This is a genomic window from Yoonia sediminilitoris (genome assembly GCF_003058085.1).
GTDB classification, from domain to species: domain Bacteria; phylum Pseudomonadota; class Alphaproteobacteria; order Rhodobacterales; family Rhodobacteraceae; genus Yoonia; species Yoonia sediminilitoris.
On the sequence record NZ_QBUD01000011.1, the window covers coordinates 84,189 to 101,308 of the forward strand.

Annotated in this window: 15 protein-coding genes; 10 read left to right on the plus strand and 5 right to left on the minus strand. The window is 59.9% G+C overall.

Translation table 11 applies throughout. The features are described from left to right. The 3 genes from C8N45_RS17200 (at position 1) to C8N45_RS17210 (ending at position 4,312) form a co-directional block, all read left to right on the plus strand. The gene (locus C8N45_RS17200) at positions 1-1,629 is read left to right on the plus strand and encodes a hypothetical protein (protein WP_245882721.1); all 1,629 of its coding nucleotides are present in this window, start codon (positions 1-3) and stop codon (positions 1,627-1,629) included. A 62-nt stretch (positions 1,630-1,691) separates the two neighbouring features. Continuing rightward, positions 1,692-3,722: a YjbH domain-containing protein gene (locus C8N45_RS17205; protein ID WP_108387495.1), complete on the plus strand. Its 2,031-nt coding sequence runs from the start codon at positions 1,692-1,694 to the stop codon at positions 3,720-3,722. After that, on the plus strand, positions 3,719-4,312 hold the full coding sequence (locus C8N45_RS17210) for a YjbF family lipoprotein (protein ID WP_108387496.1): 594 nt from the start codon (positions 3,719-3,721) through the stop codon (positions 4,310-4,312). The genes C8N45_RS17205 and C8N45_RS17210 overlap by 4 nt, the downstream gene beginning before the upstream one ends. Here C8N45_RS17210 and C8N45_RS17215 read toward each other — a convergent pair. Beyond that, complete coding sequence (locus tag C8N45_RS17215) at positions 4,309-6,345, minus strand: GumC family protein (protein ID WP_108387497.1); 2,037 nt, start codon at positions 6,343-6,345, stop codon at positions 4,309-4,311. The two genes, C8N45_RS17210 and C8N45_RS17215, sit on opposite strands and share 4 nt — an antisense overlap. 127 nt (positions 6,346-6,472) lie before the next feature. On the opposite strand from C8N45_RS17215, the gene C8N45_RS17220 reads away from it, so the two are divergent. Genes C8N45_RS17220 through C8N45_RS17250 form a run of 7 tightly spaced genes read left to right on the plus strand, consistent with a single transcriptional unit; the run spans position 6,473 to position 13,035 of the window. Next, on the plus strand, positions 6,473-7,732 hold the full coding sequence (locus tag C8N45_RS17220; RefSeq protein ID WP_114427856.1) for a lipopolysaccharide biosynthesis protein: 1,260 nt from the start codon (positions 6,473-6,475) through the stop codon (positions 7,730-7,732). Further along, positions 7,717-9,081 (plus strand): oligosaccharide repeat unit polymerase, encoded by a 1,365-nt coding sequence (locus tag C8N45_RS17225; protein WP_108387499.1) that lies wholly within the window; start codon positions 7,717-7,719, stop codon positions 9,079-9,081. The genes C8N45_RS17220 and C8N45_RS17225 overlap by 16 nt, the downstream gene beginning before the upstream one ends. After that, positions 9,071-9,694, plus strand: coding sequence for an acyltransferase (locus C8N45_RS17230; protein ID WP_245882722.1), 624 nt, complete (start codon positions 9,071-9,073; stop codon positions 9,692-9,694). The genes C8N45_RS17225 and C8N45_RS17230 overlap by 11 nt, the downstream gene beginning before the upstream one ends. Beyond that, the gene (locus C8N45_RS17235; RefSeq protein WP_108387500.1) at positions 9,691-10,827 is read left to right on the plus strand and encodes a glycosyltransferase; all 1,137 of its coding nucleotides are present in this window, start codon (positions 9,691-9,693) and stop codon (positions 10,825-10,827) included. The genes C8N45_RS17230 and C8N45_RS17235 overlap by 4 nt, the downstream gene beginning before the upstream one ends. Next, positions 10,824-11,366 carry an LbetaH domain-containing protein gene (locus C8N45_RS17240; RefSeq protein ID WP_108387501.1) on the plus strand — a complete coding sequence of 181 codons (543 nt, stop codon included), beginning with the start codon at positions 10,824-10,826 and terminating at the stop codon, positions 11,364-11,366. The genes C8N45_RS17235 and C8N45_RS17240 overlap by 4 nt, the downstream gene beginning before the upstream one ends. Beyond that, positions 11,363-12,289: a glycosyltransferase family 2 protein gene (locus C8N45_RS17245; RefSeq protein ID WP_108387502.1), complete on the plus strand. Its 927-nt coding sequence runs from the start codon at positions 11,363-11,365 to the stop codon at positions 12,287-12,289. Before C8N45_RS17240 ends, C8N45_RS17245 begins: the two co-directional genes overlap by 4 nt. Then, on the plus strand, positions 12,286-13,035 hold the full coding sequence (locus C8N45_RS17250; protein ID WP_108387503.1) for a glycosyltransferase family 2 protein: 750 nt from the start codon (positions 12,286-12,288) through the stop codon (positions 13,033-13,035). The genes C8N45_RS17245 and C8N45_RS17250 overlap by 4 nt, the downstream gene beginning before the upstream one ends. Here C8N45_RS17250 and C8N45_RS17255 read toward each other — a convergent pair. From C8N45_RS17255 to C8N45_RS17270, 4 genes are all read right to left on the minus strand, one after another. Beyond that, the gene (locus C8N45_RS17255; RefSeq protein WP_108387504.1) at positions 13,032-13,973 is read right to left on the minus strand and encodes a phosphatidate cytidylyltransferase; all 942 of its coding nucleotides are present in this window, start codon (positions 13,971-13,973) and stop codon (positions 13,032-13,034) included. The genes C8N45_RS17250 and C8N45_RS17255 overlap by 4 nt on opposite strands. Next, positions 13,970-14,611: a lysophospholipid acyltransferase family protein gene (locus C8N45_RS17260; protein WP_108387505.1), complete on the minus strand. Its 642-nt coding sequence runs from the start codon at positions 14,609-14,611 to the stop codon at positions 13,970-13,972. Before C8N45_RS17260 ends, C8N45_RS17255 begins: the two co-directional genes overlap by 4 nt. Positions 14,612-14,728: 117 nt before the next feature. Continuing rightward, complete coding sequence (locus C8N45_RS17265; RefSeq protein WP_108387555.1) at positions 14,729-15,958, minus strand: mandelate racemase/muconate lactonizing enzyme family protein; 1,230 nt, start codon at positions 15,956-15,958, stop codon at positions 14,729-14,731. 80 nt (positions 15,959-16,038) lie between these two features. Then, on the minus strand, positions 16,039-17,118 hold the full coding sequence (locus C8N45_RS17270) for a zinc-binding dehydrogenase (RefSeq protein ID WP_108387506.1): 1,080 nt from the start codon (positions 17,116-17,118) through the stop codon (positions 16,039-16,041). Between the last annotated feature and the right edge of the window lie 2 nt (positions 17,119-17,120).

Consider the following 17,120-nt stretch of genomic DNA (forward strand, 5'->3'; position numbering starts at 1 on the left):
ATGCTGGGGCTTGGGCTTGGGTCCTTAACCAGCCGCGCGCAAGGGCAGGACGGTGGGGTGGGCCACACCGCGCCGCTGGCAGAATTCTTCGTCTCCGGTGGCGGTCAGCGGGTTGCGCTTGCACAGGGGGTGGACGCAAACCTGTCGATCTTTACCGAAATCAGTCCGACTCATGTGGTCTGGATGGAGTTGGATAACAACAATCCGGCAACCCGTTTGTCATGGCGTGAAACGCTGGTGGCAGAGTTGCGCAACATCTACACCGTCCGTGAATTGACGCTATCCAGCGGCTGGTCCCAGTTGCAGTCGTCCGGGTCCGGTCTTTCAGGCAGCTACATCGGCAATCGTGCGATCAGCACCTCATCAGCCACGGCGACTGCTGATGTGATCGTGGGGCGTGCTGACCCCTATGATGTGTGGATTTATTACACCGGCCGCACCAATGGCGGCTACGCTCGGGTTGATATTGATGGCGATCAGGTGTTGGTCAATGAATTGACCGATCCCGATGCCGTGGGCTTCAAGGCGTTTTCGACCTTTTCAGCGACTGACTTGCAGCGCCGGATAAGTGTCAAGATCGCCAGTGGCCTAACCGGGGATCACGTGGTCACCATAAGCAACGGCGGCACCGCGACGCCGGGCGGCGGCAATATCCTGATTGAGGCGGTTGCAATCACTGGCAATCTTGCGGGCCCGCAGGTCCTGCCGCCACTGTGGCAGCCCGGAACAACTTATGAAATGGGCGATGAGGTGCAGTTCGGCGGGCGCTATTATGCAGCGCGCGCGAATGGTCAAAGCGGAGTTGTGGGCCCGACCCACGTATCGGGCATTGCATCCGACGGTGCGTTGGATTGGCGGGTGGATCATCGTCCGACCTATCCCAAATTCGTGTCCATCGACTATGCGTCAGAACGTGAATATGCCGCCAGTGTCACATCAGGGGGGGCGTCGACGGTTTTGGGCGGGCAGACCCACGGGTTTGACGCGTTGGACAGTCGCACAATTGAACTGGATGGTGCGCCATGGGTTCCTGTCACGACTGGCAACGGGTTGAGTGTCGGCACACAGGCAAATCTGGTCGAACAGACCAAGTGGCGCAGCAGCACAGGGGTTGATCTTGCAGATTGCACCCTTAGTCGCGCCATTACCCCCGGTACCGTCAGCCACGGTGTTGCCGTCACGGGCACAGGACCGGACGTGAACTTTGACTGGCTTTATGCCGGGATGCTGCCGCTGGTGGCATGGGACGGTGAAAGCCGAAGAACGATTGCGCAGACGGTGACCGCGGCTGGCTATGCGCCTGTTGTCATGGATGATTATGCCGGGGTCAATCCGCCTAACATCGACTTTGCGGGTGCTGATCGGCTTGGCATTGCAGCAACTGTTGCGGACGATACCCTGATTTATGGTCACGAAGCCGGAGCTACCTTGGTTGCTGGCAATATCGTTAACCAATTTGACACTTTTCTGCGGCCAAATCTGAACGCGACCGTAAAGGGTGGCAGTCTTGACTGGCAGGCCAAGGCCTACATCACGGGCAGCGCCGCGGGTGGTTTGCAGTTGGGGTCGGGCGATGCGCTGGGATTTTTCAGCCGTCATGTGATGCGGGTCGAGACTGGCACGACCTGACACCCGGGACGGTTTTCCGCCCGGGCTCCTGATCGGGATCGGGCGGAAAGATAGGTGGGACGATGCGCAGCTGTGCAATCTGGCTGATCGGATTGATGTGGGCAACCGCGCTGTTGGCAGACGGGGTCGCATTGCGTTACAACAGCTACGGCGCGCCGGGGCTGATCGATATGCCAGCGGCTATATCCGCGCCGGATGCTGAACTGGCCTTTTCAGTCAGCCATTTCGCAGGCCAGATCCGCAGTTCCGCCACATTCCAGATATCAAGCGGCCTCTCGGGCAGCTTTGGCTATGCAAGCCTTGACAATGTTCTGGGGCAGGGCGGACAGGTTTATGACACCGTTCTTGACCGCAGATTTGCCCTGCATTTTCGTGTGTTGGACGAAACCCGGCATTGGCCTGCGATAGCCATCGGGGTGAATGATTTCGTTGGAACCGGGATCTATGGCGGCGAATATGTTGTGGCGACCAAGGGTTTTCGCCCTGATCTGGCGATTACCGCAGGGCTTGGATGGGGTCGCTTGGCCGGTTTCGGCAGTTTCGCCAACCCGCTTGGGGCTGCATTCGCCGAGCGCCCTGCGCGCGATATCGGGCAAGGTGGTGCTGTCGCGCCAAGTGCCTTTTTTCATGGGGATGCCGCGCTTTTTGGAGGTGTCCAGTGGCAGGCAACTAAGACGTTTGGCGCCACGCTCGAATATTCATCCGATGCCCTGCCAAATGAGGATGCAGGCGCATTTCACAGGCGCAGCCCGTGGAATGTTGCACTCACCTACAGCCCGCGCCCCAATCTGCATCTGAGCGCCCAGTATCTGTACGGATCGCAGTTGGGCGCGCTTGCCACCTATACCGTCAACCCAACCGATCCGCCCTTTGCAGGGGGGCTGGACCGGGGTCCACTGCCACTGGGCGCAGCAATGTCGCAACGCGGTCTGGCCAGCGCCTTGGCAAAGCAGGGTCTGCGGTTGCAGGGGCAACAACGTCATGGCGCGACTTTGCAGGTACAGGTCGAAAACATGATTTACATTGCTCCGGCACAGGCTGTCGGGCGCACGGCGCGAGTGATGGCAGCCTATGCCCCCACAGAGGTCCGACGGTTTACCATCACGCTCGTGAGCCATGGCATCGCCGGGCAGACTGTGACCTTTCAACGGGCAGCGCTGACCCAACAGGAGTTTGCTTATGATGGTGCAGCGCGGCTGTGGCAGGCGGCCAATATGCGGCCTGCCTCTGAACCTTTTCAAGGAACCTCTGTCGGACCTGACTGGCAAATCAGCCCTTATGTCACCCCCAACATTTTTGACCCCGATGATCCGTTGCGTGCGGATGTCGGGATTGCCTTTCGCGGGCGATATGAACCAGCGCCGGGGGTCGTTTTTTCAGGAACGCTCCGCCAGCGGATTGCAGGCAATCTGGACCAGACAACGCGACGCTCTGAATCTGTGCTGCCGCATGTGCGCAGCGATTTTGCGCTTTATGACCGCGAAGGCGATGCCGATTTGATTGACCTGACGGCCAGTTGGTTTGCGCAGCCCGGCCCGACGGTGACGACGCGGCTGACCGCTGGTTTGCTGGAGGAAATGTTCGGCGGGCTTTCGGCAGAAATCCTGTGGCGGCCACCCGGCAGTGCTTTTGCCTTCGGGGTTGAGTTGAACGAGGTCCGCCAGCGCGGATATAACAGTGATTTCAGCTTTCTGGACTATCAGGTGACGACCGGCCACGCGTCGGTCTATTGGGACATGGGCGCAGGCTATCAGGCGCAGTTAGATGCGGGCCGCTATCTTGCCGGTGACTGGGGCAGCACGCTGCACTTCGCGCGCCGGTTTCGCAACGGCTGGTCGCTGGGGGCGTTTGCGACATTCACCGATGTGTCATTTGACGACTTTGGCGAGGGATCATTCGACAAAGGCATCACCGTCGACATTCCGCTGTCGTGGATATCCGGGCAGCCCACGCGCCAGACCCTGCACCGCACAATCCGGCCGGTCACCCGCGATGGCGGCGCGCGCCTGAATATCGACGGTCGCCTTTATGACCTGACGCGCCCGCTGACCGCATCGGCGCTGACCCAAAGCTGGGCGCGGGTGCTGCGATGAAGTGTCATGCCCTGATTGGCCTGCTTCTGGCCGGATGCGCAGGCCATTCAGGTTCAGATGCGGCCGCCATACGCGATGCTTTGACGCCCGTGCGCGTCGCGGCGATCAATGTACCCTTGCTGTTTTCCGTGTCCACGCGCGCAAATCTGGGCGCAACCCTTGTCCCTGTTGCACAAAACGGCCCTGTCCGGACCTGGCGCACGGCGGACGCGGTCCAGATATCAACCGCAGAGGGGATCGTTGTCGCAACGCGCGGTCTGGGTGATGATCTGATGTCAGCCGATGCATCGGCCCTGTTGCGGGCATTGCCAGCAGGCGGCGGGCAATATTTGCGCCACACCAGCAGGCTTGACGGCAATTTCGGCACCATTTTTGAGGCGTGGTCATGCCAGCTTCGCACTCTTGGCCCCGATGTTGTGCAGACCCCATTGGCGCAGGTGTCCGTGATCCGGTTCGAAGAAACCTGTACGGGCGGCGACGCTATATTTGTGAACCTATACGGGCGTGCGCCGGATGGGACAATCTGGACCAGCCGGCAATGGATCGGTCCTGATCTGGGCTATCTGGATCTCGCGCTGATCCGCCCCTAATTCTGGTAGTAGGCCCGCCCATAATCTGCCAGATGCACCCCGCCATAATGGCGCCCCCGCTTTGCGTCGATTTGTGACAAAACAAGCCCCGCGAGGGGCGCACGCACTGCCGTAAGCGCGTGCAGACCTGATGCGACCAGCCGCTTGTCGGTCCTTTCCCACCGCACGTTATAAATCACCGCGTCACAATGTTGGGCCAGCAAACGCGCGTCTGGAACCGGCAGCACAGGAGGCGCGTCAAGAATAATGAAGTCATACTGCGCCCGCAATGCATCAAGAAATGCGCCGCAATCGTCGCTGGAAAACAGATCAGCGGGGTTCTGACGCATCGACGTGCTGGCAAGGATATCCGCACCCAGCCGGGGGTCGCGCGATGTGGCCTGAGACAGTGGAATCTGACCCGCGACGACCTGCCCAAAATCATGCCCGTTGCAATCGAGGTAACGCAGGAACGAGGGCTGCCTGATATCCGCTTCCACTAGCAGGACATTCTTCTTTAGGCTGGCAAGGTGATGTGCCAACGCGATGGACTGGGTTGTCTTGCCCTCGCCCGCGACGCTGGATGTGGACAAAATGACCTGCGGAACCCGGTCCGGATCAGACAAAAGCAGTGACGTGCGCAGATTGCGGAATGCCTCTGCCGCCGCCGACATTGGTTTGGCGTTAAGGTAATCCAGAAGTTGCCCGGGCTTGCGGATTTTCAGGCGCGGCACCTGCGTCAGGACCTGTTCCCCGGTCGTTGATGCCATCCCTTCAGCACTCACAAACCCCTTGCGCAGGGCCGAACGCAGCAGCACAATTGCCACCCCCAACGCGGAGCCCAGAAGTGTCGCCATAAGCAAAATCAACAGTTTGCGCGGGGCGACATACGTTCCAGCGGTGGCATGCGTCAGGATGCGGCTGTCTGCATGCTGCAAGCCGCGCTGGATGCTGGTTTCCTGTAGCCGGGCCAGAAATGTTTCATAAAGCACCCGTGTTGCGTCAGCTTCGCGGCGCAATTGTTGCTGTCTTACCAGCGTTGCGGATTGTTCGTCCAATTGCTGGTCGATACTGTCTTGAAACAACTTCAGGGCCGCCTCCTGTTCGGCAAACCGTGACAGTGATGCGGCCAGTCGCGCCCGTTCGTTCCCGGTGGATATGGGCGATATTGCGGGCTCTGCGCCAAGGTCAAGCAGCTTGCCTTGCGTGGATTGCATGGCGCGGCGGGTGTCCTGCAAACGGTTTTGCGTTTCAATGGACTGACGGCTGAGAGCTTCCAGCACGGCGGTATCGTTGGCCTGGTGCGACATGATCAGATCGTTGACGGCGGTTTCCTTGGCCTCCAGTTCGATTTGCAGGTCATAGACCCGTTCAGACAGCCAGTTCACCGCCGATTCGGTTGCCTGCTGCTTTGATGTGATCTGGTCGGCGATGTAGGTTTGGGCCAGCGTATTGGCGATGGTTGCCGATTTTTGCGGATCGCCGGTTTGGGCGGTAATGCGGAAAATGTAGGTGTCGCGCAGCACATCGACGCGCAGCGCGTTGGTCAGGTTTTCGACGGTCTTGTCCACCACTGCCGCTTTGGTGGGCGGCGGCGGGACCTGTCCGGTCAGAAGGTTGCGTGCCTGATTGCGCATGCCCGTGACCGACCAGCGGGGAATCGGCGTCAGATGCCGGTTGAATGCGGGGTCATTCAGCAAGTCCAACGCGGCAATCACCTGTTCCAACAGGTGCCGCGACCGCAAGATCGCCACTTCGGTATTCAGACTGCTTTGGTCTGTCGTCAACCCGCGCGCCAGATCTTCGACTGCCGACATTGGCCCTGTTCGCGCATCAATTTCCAGTGTTGCCGTGGCCGCATAACGGGGGCTGGCAATCGCAAAAGCGTAATAGCCCGCCGCGACCACAGCCAGCAACGTCGTGCCGGTGATCAGCAGCTTGCCCTGCCAGACCCTGCGCACCAATTGCATCACGTCCAGCGGCTCGATCCGCTCGACCTCGATCGCGGACAGGTTCTGAATCTTGAGCGTGGTATCTTCGACCAACTTTGCCATGGCTTCGCCTTTTGCTGCACTAGGGCCAATTCACCACGCAAGGGTTAACCTCATGTTAATCACAATGAATGACGAATGAAGCTTGAGTGTAGCGTCAGAACGGCGTGCTAAAGCGAGCGTCACATCAATGATATTGTCCTATCTGTCGAGATTGGCAAAGGCCAGTGCAGCCCCGCTGATTGCGCTGCGTGGCGTCATCGTGGGTATCAATTTTGCTATCATGGTGGGCTTGGCCGGGTGGCTGGGTCTTGGTGTCTATGGTCAGTTGGCGGTGACATGGGGGCTGGCGCTTTTGGTGTCGGGCATCATCGGCGTTGGTGCGCCGCTGTTGTTGCTGCGCGCCTTGTCCGATGGCGACAAGATCCCGATAGGGCGTTTGTGGATGATGACACTGGTCTATCCGGCGGGCATGTGTCTGGCGGGCTGGTGGCTGATGTCAGTCCTGTTGCCCACAATGCAGTGGGCCGTCATTTTTGGCGCAGCTTTTGCAGTTCATCTTTCTCAATGTCTGGCCAGCGTCATGCGCGCGCTGGGCAGCGTGTCATGGTCGATGTTCCTGCGCGACAGTGGGCCGCAGCTTGCCCTCGGGGTTGCCGGTTTTGCTGCTGCTGCGCAAAGCGCGCCAATCGTGGCCACAGCAGCCTTCCTGCTGGGTGGCGCGATCATTCCGGCGGGAATCTGGTGTTTGCGCCATCCAAAACGCGCCGAGGTTATCGGAGGCGCGCAAGCGCGGCCGTTTCCTAATGCACTTTGGGCCAATTCAGTGTTGGGTATGGGGGCCGCGCAGGCAGACATCATCGTCGGCGGTGCCTTTTTGTCACCTGAACAGATCGGGCTTTATGCCTTGCTGCGCCGGATCACCAATCTGGTGGTGTTGCCCGTCAGCGTGGCCACATGGGTGACATCGGTGCCAGTGGCCGCGGCGCACGGGGCGGGCGACCGGACAGCGCTTGCGCGACACAGCGCTCACGCCAGTCAGATTGCGATCATTCCCGGGATTGGCCTGTTGGTTGGCGCGGTCCTGGTCATGTTTTTGCTGCGGTCCTTTGGATTGCAGCAATGGGAAAACGCGGGCGATCACTTGTTCCTGATCTTGCTGGGCAGTGCGCTTGTACAAATTAGCTTTGCGGCAAGCTTTACCGTCGCCACGCTTTGCCAGTTGGCGCATTTCGCTGTCCTGTCCCGAATGCTGAGCATCGGGATCTACCTCTTAGTGGCCCTTCTGGCCGCGCCGCTTGGGCTGATGGCCAATGGGCTGGCTTATGTGACTGGCGTGACAGCAGGCGGGCTGTTTTTATGGTGGATCGTGCTGCAAAGGGGTGGGATTGATACATCACTGATGGCGCTTTTTACGCGGAAAAAGGGGGCGGTATGGAAAACCTCCTGATTATTGCGTTGGGCGTGCTGGCCTGTTGGGTGCCTTTGGTTTTAGGGCAAAGGCACGGGATCATCCGTCTGGTATCCCCAATGCATCTGGTTGCTTACTTCTGCTTTTTCGGGTTCCTGCTGAAGGTCAGCACATATGCTATTTTCCCTCAGTTCGCGTTTTTCCGGCGTTTTGTGGAAAACTCTTGGGGGGACCAGCTTGGTGCGCTTTATCTGACGCTGTTCGTGTTGATGCTGTGCGCAGGATACCGGGTGGCGTGCGCGCGCACCAGCCGGGCCGATGCCGCTGCCGCCGCGCGCATCATGGCGGGACATATTCAGGGGACGGGTTGGCTGGTTGCTGTCGCAGTGGGGTTTGCTGCGGGCACCATCGCCGTCATCTTGCAGGCGCGGGGTGTCTCTGCGCTTGATCCGGGGGTGGTCACGGCGCTGAACAGCGACAAGCAGATCAACGTCAATGCAAATGGCGTCGGGGCGACGCTGGCGGGGATCAAGACGTTCTTTATTGTGCCCAAATGCGCCTTTGTGATGTTGCTGGCGCACGCGATTGTCACCGGCAGCCGCTGGATTGCCGCGCTGGCGCTGTGTCTGGGTGGATTGTTGGTCTTCATCGCGCTTTTGTCCGGCGACCGGTTCGAACTGGTAGAATTGATGATTTTCGCACTTGCCACAGCGATGATTTTGGGCATGCGTCTGTCTGCGCGCAGACTGGTACCGGCGGGTGTGGCGCTGCTCTGCCTTGGGGCTGTGTCGGGATATATGACGCAGTTGCGCCTTGGTGTTGAGATCGGGTCAACCAGTGGGCTGTTGCTGCGTCAAATCGTGGGGTCCACCTATTTTCTGGATATCAACGCCGCTGTCATGGTCACAGACCGCGTTGAAACCGGCCAGATGCTGCTGGGGCAAAGCTATGGTTGGTGGAGCTTTGGCTGGGTGCCGCGGGCAATCTGGATTGACAAGCCTGCGATTGACCTGGGTGCATTCTTTAAGCGCGAGGTGATGCAGGTCTATACCGGCGGTGCCCATAACGTCACCGGCCCCGGTGAAGCCTATATCAACTTTGGCTGGGCAGGTGTTTGTGTGGGCTTCATCCTTGGTTGGGTTTACCGCAAGGGTGAAGAATTCCTGCTCTCGCCCCTCGCCGCATTCCGGCAGGGCGCTTTTGTGTTCTACCCACTGGTTTTCTACCCGTTCGTTCAGGCGACGCTGCAATCCTCGTTTAGTGCGTTCATCGTCGGGGCGGCTGCGCAAAGCGTTCTTATCATTGCGATGATCCGGATTTTCATGGTCCGCTATGCCCTTTGGATTCCCCCCTTTCACCAAAATCGGAGCCGTCTCTATGTTGCTTAGATCAACACTCAAATCGGTCTATTGGGCGGGTCGGGCCGGTGCTACTGCCTTGCGCCGCATCCGCCTGCTTGCCGCGACACGGATGCATCGGGCCACCCTTGCCACTGTCGGGCGGGGGTCGCGGTTTCAGCCCGGGGTCCGCTTTGCCAGCCCGGACAGGGTCAGCGTGGGCGAGGATTGTTATTTCTGGCGCGGGTGCAATGCCTCTGCCGAACTGTCGGACGCGCCATTAATTATCGAGGACGGTGTGCAGATCAACCGCGATGTGCATCTGGATACCACTGGCGGGCTGACCCTTGGGGCAGGCGTGCTGATTTCGGAAGGCGTGGTGATTTACACCCATGATCACGGGCTCGACCCACGCGCAGCCCCACGAATGCTGCCCAAAACCATTGCCGCGGATGTCTGGATCGGCATGCGCGCAGTCATTATGCCGCAATGCCGCCGCATCGGGCGCGGTGCGGTGGTGGGGGCGGGTGCCGTGGTGGTGCATGATGTGCCCGAAATGGCGATTGTCGGGGGAAATCCGGCGCGCATCCTGCGCTATCGCGATGATATGCGCGACGAATCCGAGGAGCCTGATTATATCTCTGTGATAGGGGCACGCGCGTGAAAATCCTCCATGTTGCACCGTCTTATTTCCCTGCAACAAAATGGGGTGGGCCAATCTGGTCAACAAAGGCGATTTGCGACGGGCTCGACCAGACGCCGGGCTTTGTTGTCCGGGTCCTGACGACGGATGCGGCCAGCCCCGCCCCGCGCGACAGGGTGGCACCGGCAGAATTGCCCTATAGGGTGGACTATGCGCGACGGGTGGCGGGCCACAGCATTGCACCCGGCCTTTTGGCGCGATTACCGACGGCTGTTGCATGGGCCGACGTGGTTCATCTGACCGCCACCTATAATTTCCCGACGCTGCCAACGATGGCTATTGCGCGCACGTTGGGCAAACCGCTGGTCTGGTCGCCACGCGGCGCGCTTCAGGCGACGGCAAGCTGGGAGGATGCCCCGCGCAAAGGTGCGAAGGCAACGTTTGAGCGTCTGGCACAGCTGCTGCGCCCGCGCGATACGGTGTTGCATGTGACATCTGACGCAGAGGCCGCAGAAAGTGTGACCCGCCTGCCGGATATTCAGACAGCGATGATCCCCAATTGTGTGGCGATTCCGACCTTGCAGCTGCGCGCGCCCCGAAAAGGCAACGGGTTGCGCCTGCTTTGTCTGGGGCGGATACACCCCAAAAAAGGTATAGACCTGCTGATTGACGCGCTGGCGCATTTGCCCGGGGCGGTGACTTTGGACATCTACGGCACAGGCGATGCCGATTATGTCCAAGCGCTTCGCAGTCTTGCGCAGCCCATGGGGGCGCGCATCCGCTTTCACGGCCATGTAGAGCGGGAACAGAAAACCGCGGCCTTTGCGAACGCTGACCTGTTCGTGCTGCCCAGTCATTCAGAGAACTTCGGGATCGTTGTGGCAGAGGCATTGGCGCACGCCGTACCCGTCCTGACCACAACAGCGACCCCTTGGACGGGATTACAGCGCATGCAGTGTGGCCGCTGCATGTCTCTGTATGATCATGATTTGCGGGACGAGATTACGCAACTGGCAGGGCAGGACCTTGCTGCGATGGGGCGATGCGGGCGCGACTGGATGCGCCGCGGCTTTTCCTCCTCGGCCATGACTGCCGCCTTTTGCGCCCTTTACCAGCGCCTTCTGGTGGCACCTTCAGCACTGGTGACAGCATGAGTGCGCAGGCGGACATACGCGCAAACCGAAGCACCCGCGTCTGGTCCTTCCAAACCCAGTTGGCCCGCCTGTGCTGGGGCCTGTCCTTGCCACTGTTTCGGTTCAGCCCGCGCCCGCTTTGGGCTTGGCGGGTATGGCTGTTGCGCCTGTTTGGTGCGCAGATCGGGCGGGCGGTCCATATCCACCCCACTGTGCGGATTACCATGCCTTGGCATCTGCGCATTGATGACGAGGCCGCAGTAGGCGACCGGGCCATTCTATATGCGCTGGGAATGATCCATATCGAGGCCCGCGCGACCGTATCGCAATATGCGCATCTGTGCGCGGGCAGTCACGACCATCGCGACCCCGCGCGACCACTTCTGCGTCTGCCGATTTTTGTCGGGGCCGATGCGTGGGTCTGCGCCGATGCCTTTGTCGGGCCTGATGTGCGGATCGGGGCCGGGGCCATTCTGGGGGCGCGTGCCGTGGCGATGCGTGATTTGCCCGCAGGACAGCTTGGGGTCGGTAATCCGATGCAGGTGCGGGCCAAGTTATGACCGAACTGACCGCTATCATCCTGACCAAGAACGAAGAATTGCACATCGCCCGCGCGATCGCGTCGGTGCGCGCAATTGCGACACAAATTCTGGTCGTTGACAGCGGCTCAACCGACCAGACGGTTGCACTGGCGCAGCAGGCAGGTGCCCGCGTCTTGCAGAACCCATGGCGGAACTATGCATCACAGTTCAATTGGGGACTTGATCAGATCGGGGGCGCATCAGGCTGGGTCTTGCGGCTTGATGCCGATGAAATCGTGACGCCGGAGCTTGCCGCGCAAATCCAAAATGGTCTGGCGAAAATTTCTGACGCGGTTGACGGGGTCCATGTGGGCCGTCGCATGTGTTTTCAGGGCTGCCCTATCAGGTTTGGTGGTTTGTTTCCGACTGCGATGCTGCGCCTTTTTCGCAATGGGCGCGGGCGCTGCGAAGACCGCTGGATGGATGAACATATCATTGTCACCGGGGGCACGGTGGCATGGTCAGGCTGTATCATTGATGACAACCGCAAGCCGCTTGATTGGTGGATTGACAAGCACAACGGATATGCCAGCCGCGAGGTCGTTGATATTCTCAATTGTCAATACAGGTTTTTGCCGCAGGTCGGTCGCGACCGTCTCAATGACGGGCAAGCGGGCGCAAAACGCTGGGTCAAGGACCATATCTATGGGCGGTTGCCCGGTGGTCTGCGTGCGGGGTTGTATTTTTTGTACCGCTACATTGCCCGCCTGGGTTTTCTCGACGGGCCGCAGGGCCGGTCGTTTCATGTGCTGCAAGGGTTTTGGTACCGCTATCTGGTCGATGCCAAGCTGTCCGAGGTCCGCGCCCATATGAAAACCACGGGCGCAAGCCCCCCCGACGCAATCCGGACCGTGCTGGGTATCGCGGTCGAGGCTGACATCCAAAGAAAGGTTGCCGCATGAAAATCTCTGTTGTGACAGCCGTCAGAAATGGCGGCGATGCACTGGCCCAATCCGTGCAAAGCCTGTGCGCCCAAACCCACCGTGATATTGAACATGTGGTGCAGGATGGTGGATCCACTGACGGCACGCTGGACTATCTGCGCGACCATGGCCATCCAAGCATGGCGCTGTTGTCGCAACCCGATACGGGGATTTATGACGCGATCAACATGGGCATTTCCCGCGCGCAAGGTGACATCGTTGGCCTTTTGCATGCTGATGATTATCTGGCAGGCCCAGACGTGCTGGCCCGTGTGACAGACGCATTCGCGGACCCCGATATTGATGGCATCTATGGCGATCTGGAATATGTGTCGCGCGAGGATGCCAACCGGGTGATCCGCTATTGGAAGGCGGGCGAATTTGCGCAGCAGCGGCTGAAACGCGGCTGGATGCCGCCGCATCCGACGCTGTATTTGCGTTATCGCGTGTTCCAGAAGGCAGGACTTTATGACACCAGCTACCGGATTTCGGGGGATTATGACAGCATGCTGCGCTGGCTGACCCAAGGCCGTGTCCGGTTGGCCTATATCCCGCATGTCATGGTGCGGATGCGTATCGGTGGCACAAGCAACAAGTCTTTTGCGCAAATGCTGCGCAAGAGCCGCGAGGATTACCGCGCCATCCGGCGGCACAAGGTGGGCGGTGTCGGCACGCTGGTCGCCAAAAACTTGTCAAAGCTGCCACAATTCGGTGCGCGACGCTAACCGTAAAAATACTTTGTCACATGATAAAAAATCGGGGCCGCGAAAATCACGCTGTCCAACTGGTCGACAAACCCTCCCTGACCGGGGATCAGGTGCGACCAGTCCTTGACGCCGCGGTCGCGCTTGATCGCGGCAAAGACAAGGCTGCCGAACATGCCCACCGTCGATGCCAGCCCCGCCATCGCCATCGCCCCGAAAACGCCAAACGGGGTCGTCCAGTTGATCAGCGCCCCGATCAGCATCGCGCAGACCACACCGCAAATGACGCCTTCCCATGTTTTGGGGGATAGGCCGGGGGCGATGCGTGTCTTGCCAATGCGGCGGCCAAAGAAATATTCCAGCAGGTCACCCAACTGGACGACAATCACGAGAAAAGCAATCATCAGCACTTCGCGGCCTGCGTATCCGGCAATGTCGATTGTCATCAATGCGGGCACATGGCTGACGCAAAAGACAGCGATCATCAGGCCCCATTGGGTTTCTGCGACCCGGATCAGATAGCGTTCGGCGTTGCCGCGCAGGGCGGACACGATCGGGAGCAATAAGAAGGCATAGACCGGGATGAAAACAGTATAGAGCCTGTCAAGACCGAAGCCCACGAACACATACTGCAACGGCAGAACCACAAAAAACGCCAGCGCCAGTGACATGTGATCCGCCTGCGCCTTGGTGGTCAGGGTCAGGAATTCGCGCAAGGCGGCAAAGGACGCAAAGGCAAACAGGACCATCACGCCAATCTTGCCCATCAGCAGGGCCAGCCCGATGAAGGCGACCATGCCCCACCAGCTTTGAACGCGGGTCATGTAGGTATCGAGGACCGGGTTGACCTCGCCCGGGGCGAGCTTGGCGCGTAACACTTCGCCGACGAATGTCATCGTGACCAGAATGCCAAAACTGGCGAAAGCCAGCAGCAGGATATCATTAACGGTCGTGCTCATGATGGCACGTTCGGCGCAAGGGCCACCAGCGCATCGGACGCGCGTCTGAGGAAATCATCCTTGCTTTCGCCGTCCTGCACATGGATCGGCGCACCAAAGGTGACGGTGCAGATCAGGGGCAGGGGGATCACTTCGCCCTTTGGCATGATCGTGTTCAGATTGGCGACCCATGTGGGCACCAGATCAACATCGGGCCGCGCGACCCCCATGTTGTAAAGCCCCGCCTTGAAGGGCAGCAGCGGATCTTCGGTCATGTTGCGGTTGCCTTCGGGAAAGATGATCAGCGATGACCCCTCGTCCAGTGCCGCGATGATCTTGTCCATCGGTTTGTCTTTCACTTCGGGTCGGCGGTCCACCAGCACACAGTTGAATACTTCTGGCCCGACAAAGGCGCGGATCTTGTTCTTGAGCCAGTAATCCGCAGCCGCCACCGGCCGCACGGTGCGGCGCATCGCAGGCGGCAGGCAGGCCCAGATCATCGGCATGTCACCGTTGCTGGTGTGGTTGGCGAAATAGACGCGCTGTTTGGGTACAGGTTCGATTCCCTGCCAATCGGCGCGCACTGCGGTGATGGCCCGCGCAAAAATACGGATGGACTGGCCCACAATCCGGGCGGCGAACTGACGCAGGAATTTCATGCAACCAACATTGGCCGAGGGAAAGAGCTTTGAAAAGAGTGAACCCCGCCAATCTTGCGACTGACGCTTTTTTCGCGAAACCCTTTAGCCTGCTGGCGGGCGCATGGAACGCCGGTCCTACTGCTTCACCGGCGCGCCGCCGCCAAAGCTGTTGACACTGTGATAGCCAATCGGGTCGCTTTGCATTTCAAGATGCAAGCCGTCATCGGTAAAGGGATGGGCGCGCGCGAGGTCCTCGTCAAAGTCGATGCCCAGACCGGGGGCGGTAGGGACAGGGATATAGCCGCCTTCCACCTTGATCGCCCCTTTGATCAGCGCGTCGTGAAACGGCGTTTCGATGGTTTCGGCCATCAGGATATTGGGAATGGCAGCAGCAAGCTGGATGTTGGCGGCCCATTCGACGGGGCCTGCATAAAGATGCGGGGCCACCTGCGCATTATAAACCTCGGCCAGCGTGGCGATTTTCTTGGCCTCCCAGATACCACCTGCGCGGCCCAAGGCCGGTTGCAGAATGCTGGCGGCACCGCTTCGCAGGATTGGCGCGAATTCCGCCTTGGTCGTCAGCCTCTCACCGGTGGCAACGGGAATGCCGACCTTTGCCGCGACCTTGGCCATGTCGTTCACACTATCGGGCGGCACCGGTTCTTCGTACCAGAGCGGTTGATAGGCGGCGATGGCTTGCCCCAGCCTGATAGCCCCCGCGCTGCTGAACTGGCCATGCGTGCCAAAAAGCAGATCAGCGCGGTCGCCCACAGCCTCGCGAATGGCTTTGCAAAAAGCAACTGACAGCGAAATATCATGCATCGACGGCATATGGCCGCCACGGATCGTGTAGGGACCTGCGGGGTCGAATTTGACGGCCGTGTAGCCCTTTTCGACCATATCCAGCGCCACCTCTGCGGCCATGTCAGGACTGGCCCAGAAGTCTGGCAGTGGATGGCTGGGACGGGGATAAAGATAGGTATAGGCCCTGATCCGGTCATTAATGCGCCCGCCGATCAGCGCATGCACGGGCCTGTCACGGTCTTTGCCAAGAATGTCCCAGCAGGCGATTTCCAGACCTGACCACGCGCCCATCACAGTCAGGTCAGGGCGCTGGGTAAACCCCGCCGAATAGACACGGCGAAACATCAGTTCGATGTTTTCGGGGTTTTCGTCCGCCATATGACGTTCAAACACATCACGGATGACCGCCTTCATCGCCTCTGGCCCGACGGAAGAGGCGTAACACTCGCCGTAGCCGACAATGCCTGTGTCCGTCGTGACCTTGGGAATGATCCAATAGCGCCCACCCCAGCCGGGGGCAGGCGGGGCGGTCACGATAATGTCGAGGTCGGCGAGTTTCATGGCGTCGCTTTCGTTGATGTCAAAAGGCACACAAGCATGCCGGTGCGCGCTGGTCTACCGTGTTTTCCGATCAGGATTTATCACTCAAAGACAATGACATTGCGCTTGGCGCTGCCGGTTTTGGTGTCGGCAATCGCTTCGTTGATCTGGTCAAGCGTCCAGCGCCCCGAGATCAGCTCGTCCAGTTTCAGGCGTCCTTGCTGGTAGAGGTCCACCATCCACGGGATGTCACGCGCAATCACCACATCCCCCATTTTTGAGCCAACCAGGCCCTGGCCAGTGGCGGCCAACATCACCGGTTCATAAGACGACATATCGCCGGAATGGGGCATGCCGACCATGATAACCTTGCCGCCATTGGCCAGATAACGCACGGCGGCGTCATAGGCGGGGATCGCCCCGACCGTGACAATCACTGCATCAGCACCCCGGCCCATCGCCTTTTTGGCGGCGCGCCATGGTTTGTCGTCCGTGGCAAGAACCCCGTCCGTGGCCCCGAATTCGCGCGCAATGGAAAGTTTTTCTTCTGACATGTCCACCGCAACGATGCGGCGGGCTCCGGCGATGCGCGCGCCCTGAATGGCGTTCAGCCCGACGCCACCTGCGCCGATCACTACAACGTCCTGACCCGGGCGCAGACCTGCCGCATTCACGACGGCCCCCACGCCTGTGATGACACCGCAGGCCAGCAGGGCGGCTGCGTCCATCGCCATGGTTTCGGGCAGTTTGACCACCTGGCTTTGGTCCACGACCACTTTTTCAGCAAAACCGCCGGTGTTCATTGCCTGCTCAATCGGCGCGCCATCTGGCGTTGTCAGCGGATTGCCGGTCTCGCCGCTTTCGCAGATCACCGGATTGCCGCCGCCGCACGACGGACAGGTGCCGCAGGCCCGGATCAGGGTCACGACGACCGGATCGCCAACCACCAGCCCGCGCACGCCGTCTCCGACAGCTGTGACATGCCCCGCGGCCTCGTGGCCGTAGACGGCTGGCAGGGTCCCGCCCCAGGCACCTGATGCATAGGAAATGTCGGAATGGCAGACGGCGCAGGCTTTCAGCGTGACTTCGATTTCGCCCATCTGCGGGGCCGCAAGCTGGATCGTCTCTATCCGGAGTGGTGCGCCGAATTCACGGCAAACGGCGGCTTTGATGTGGGTCATGA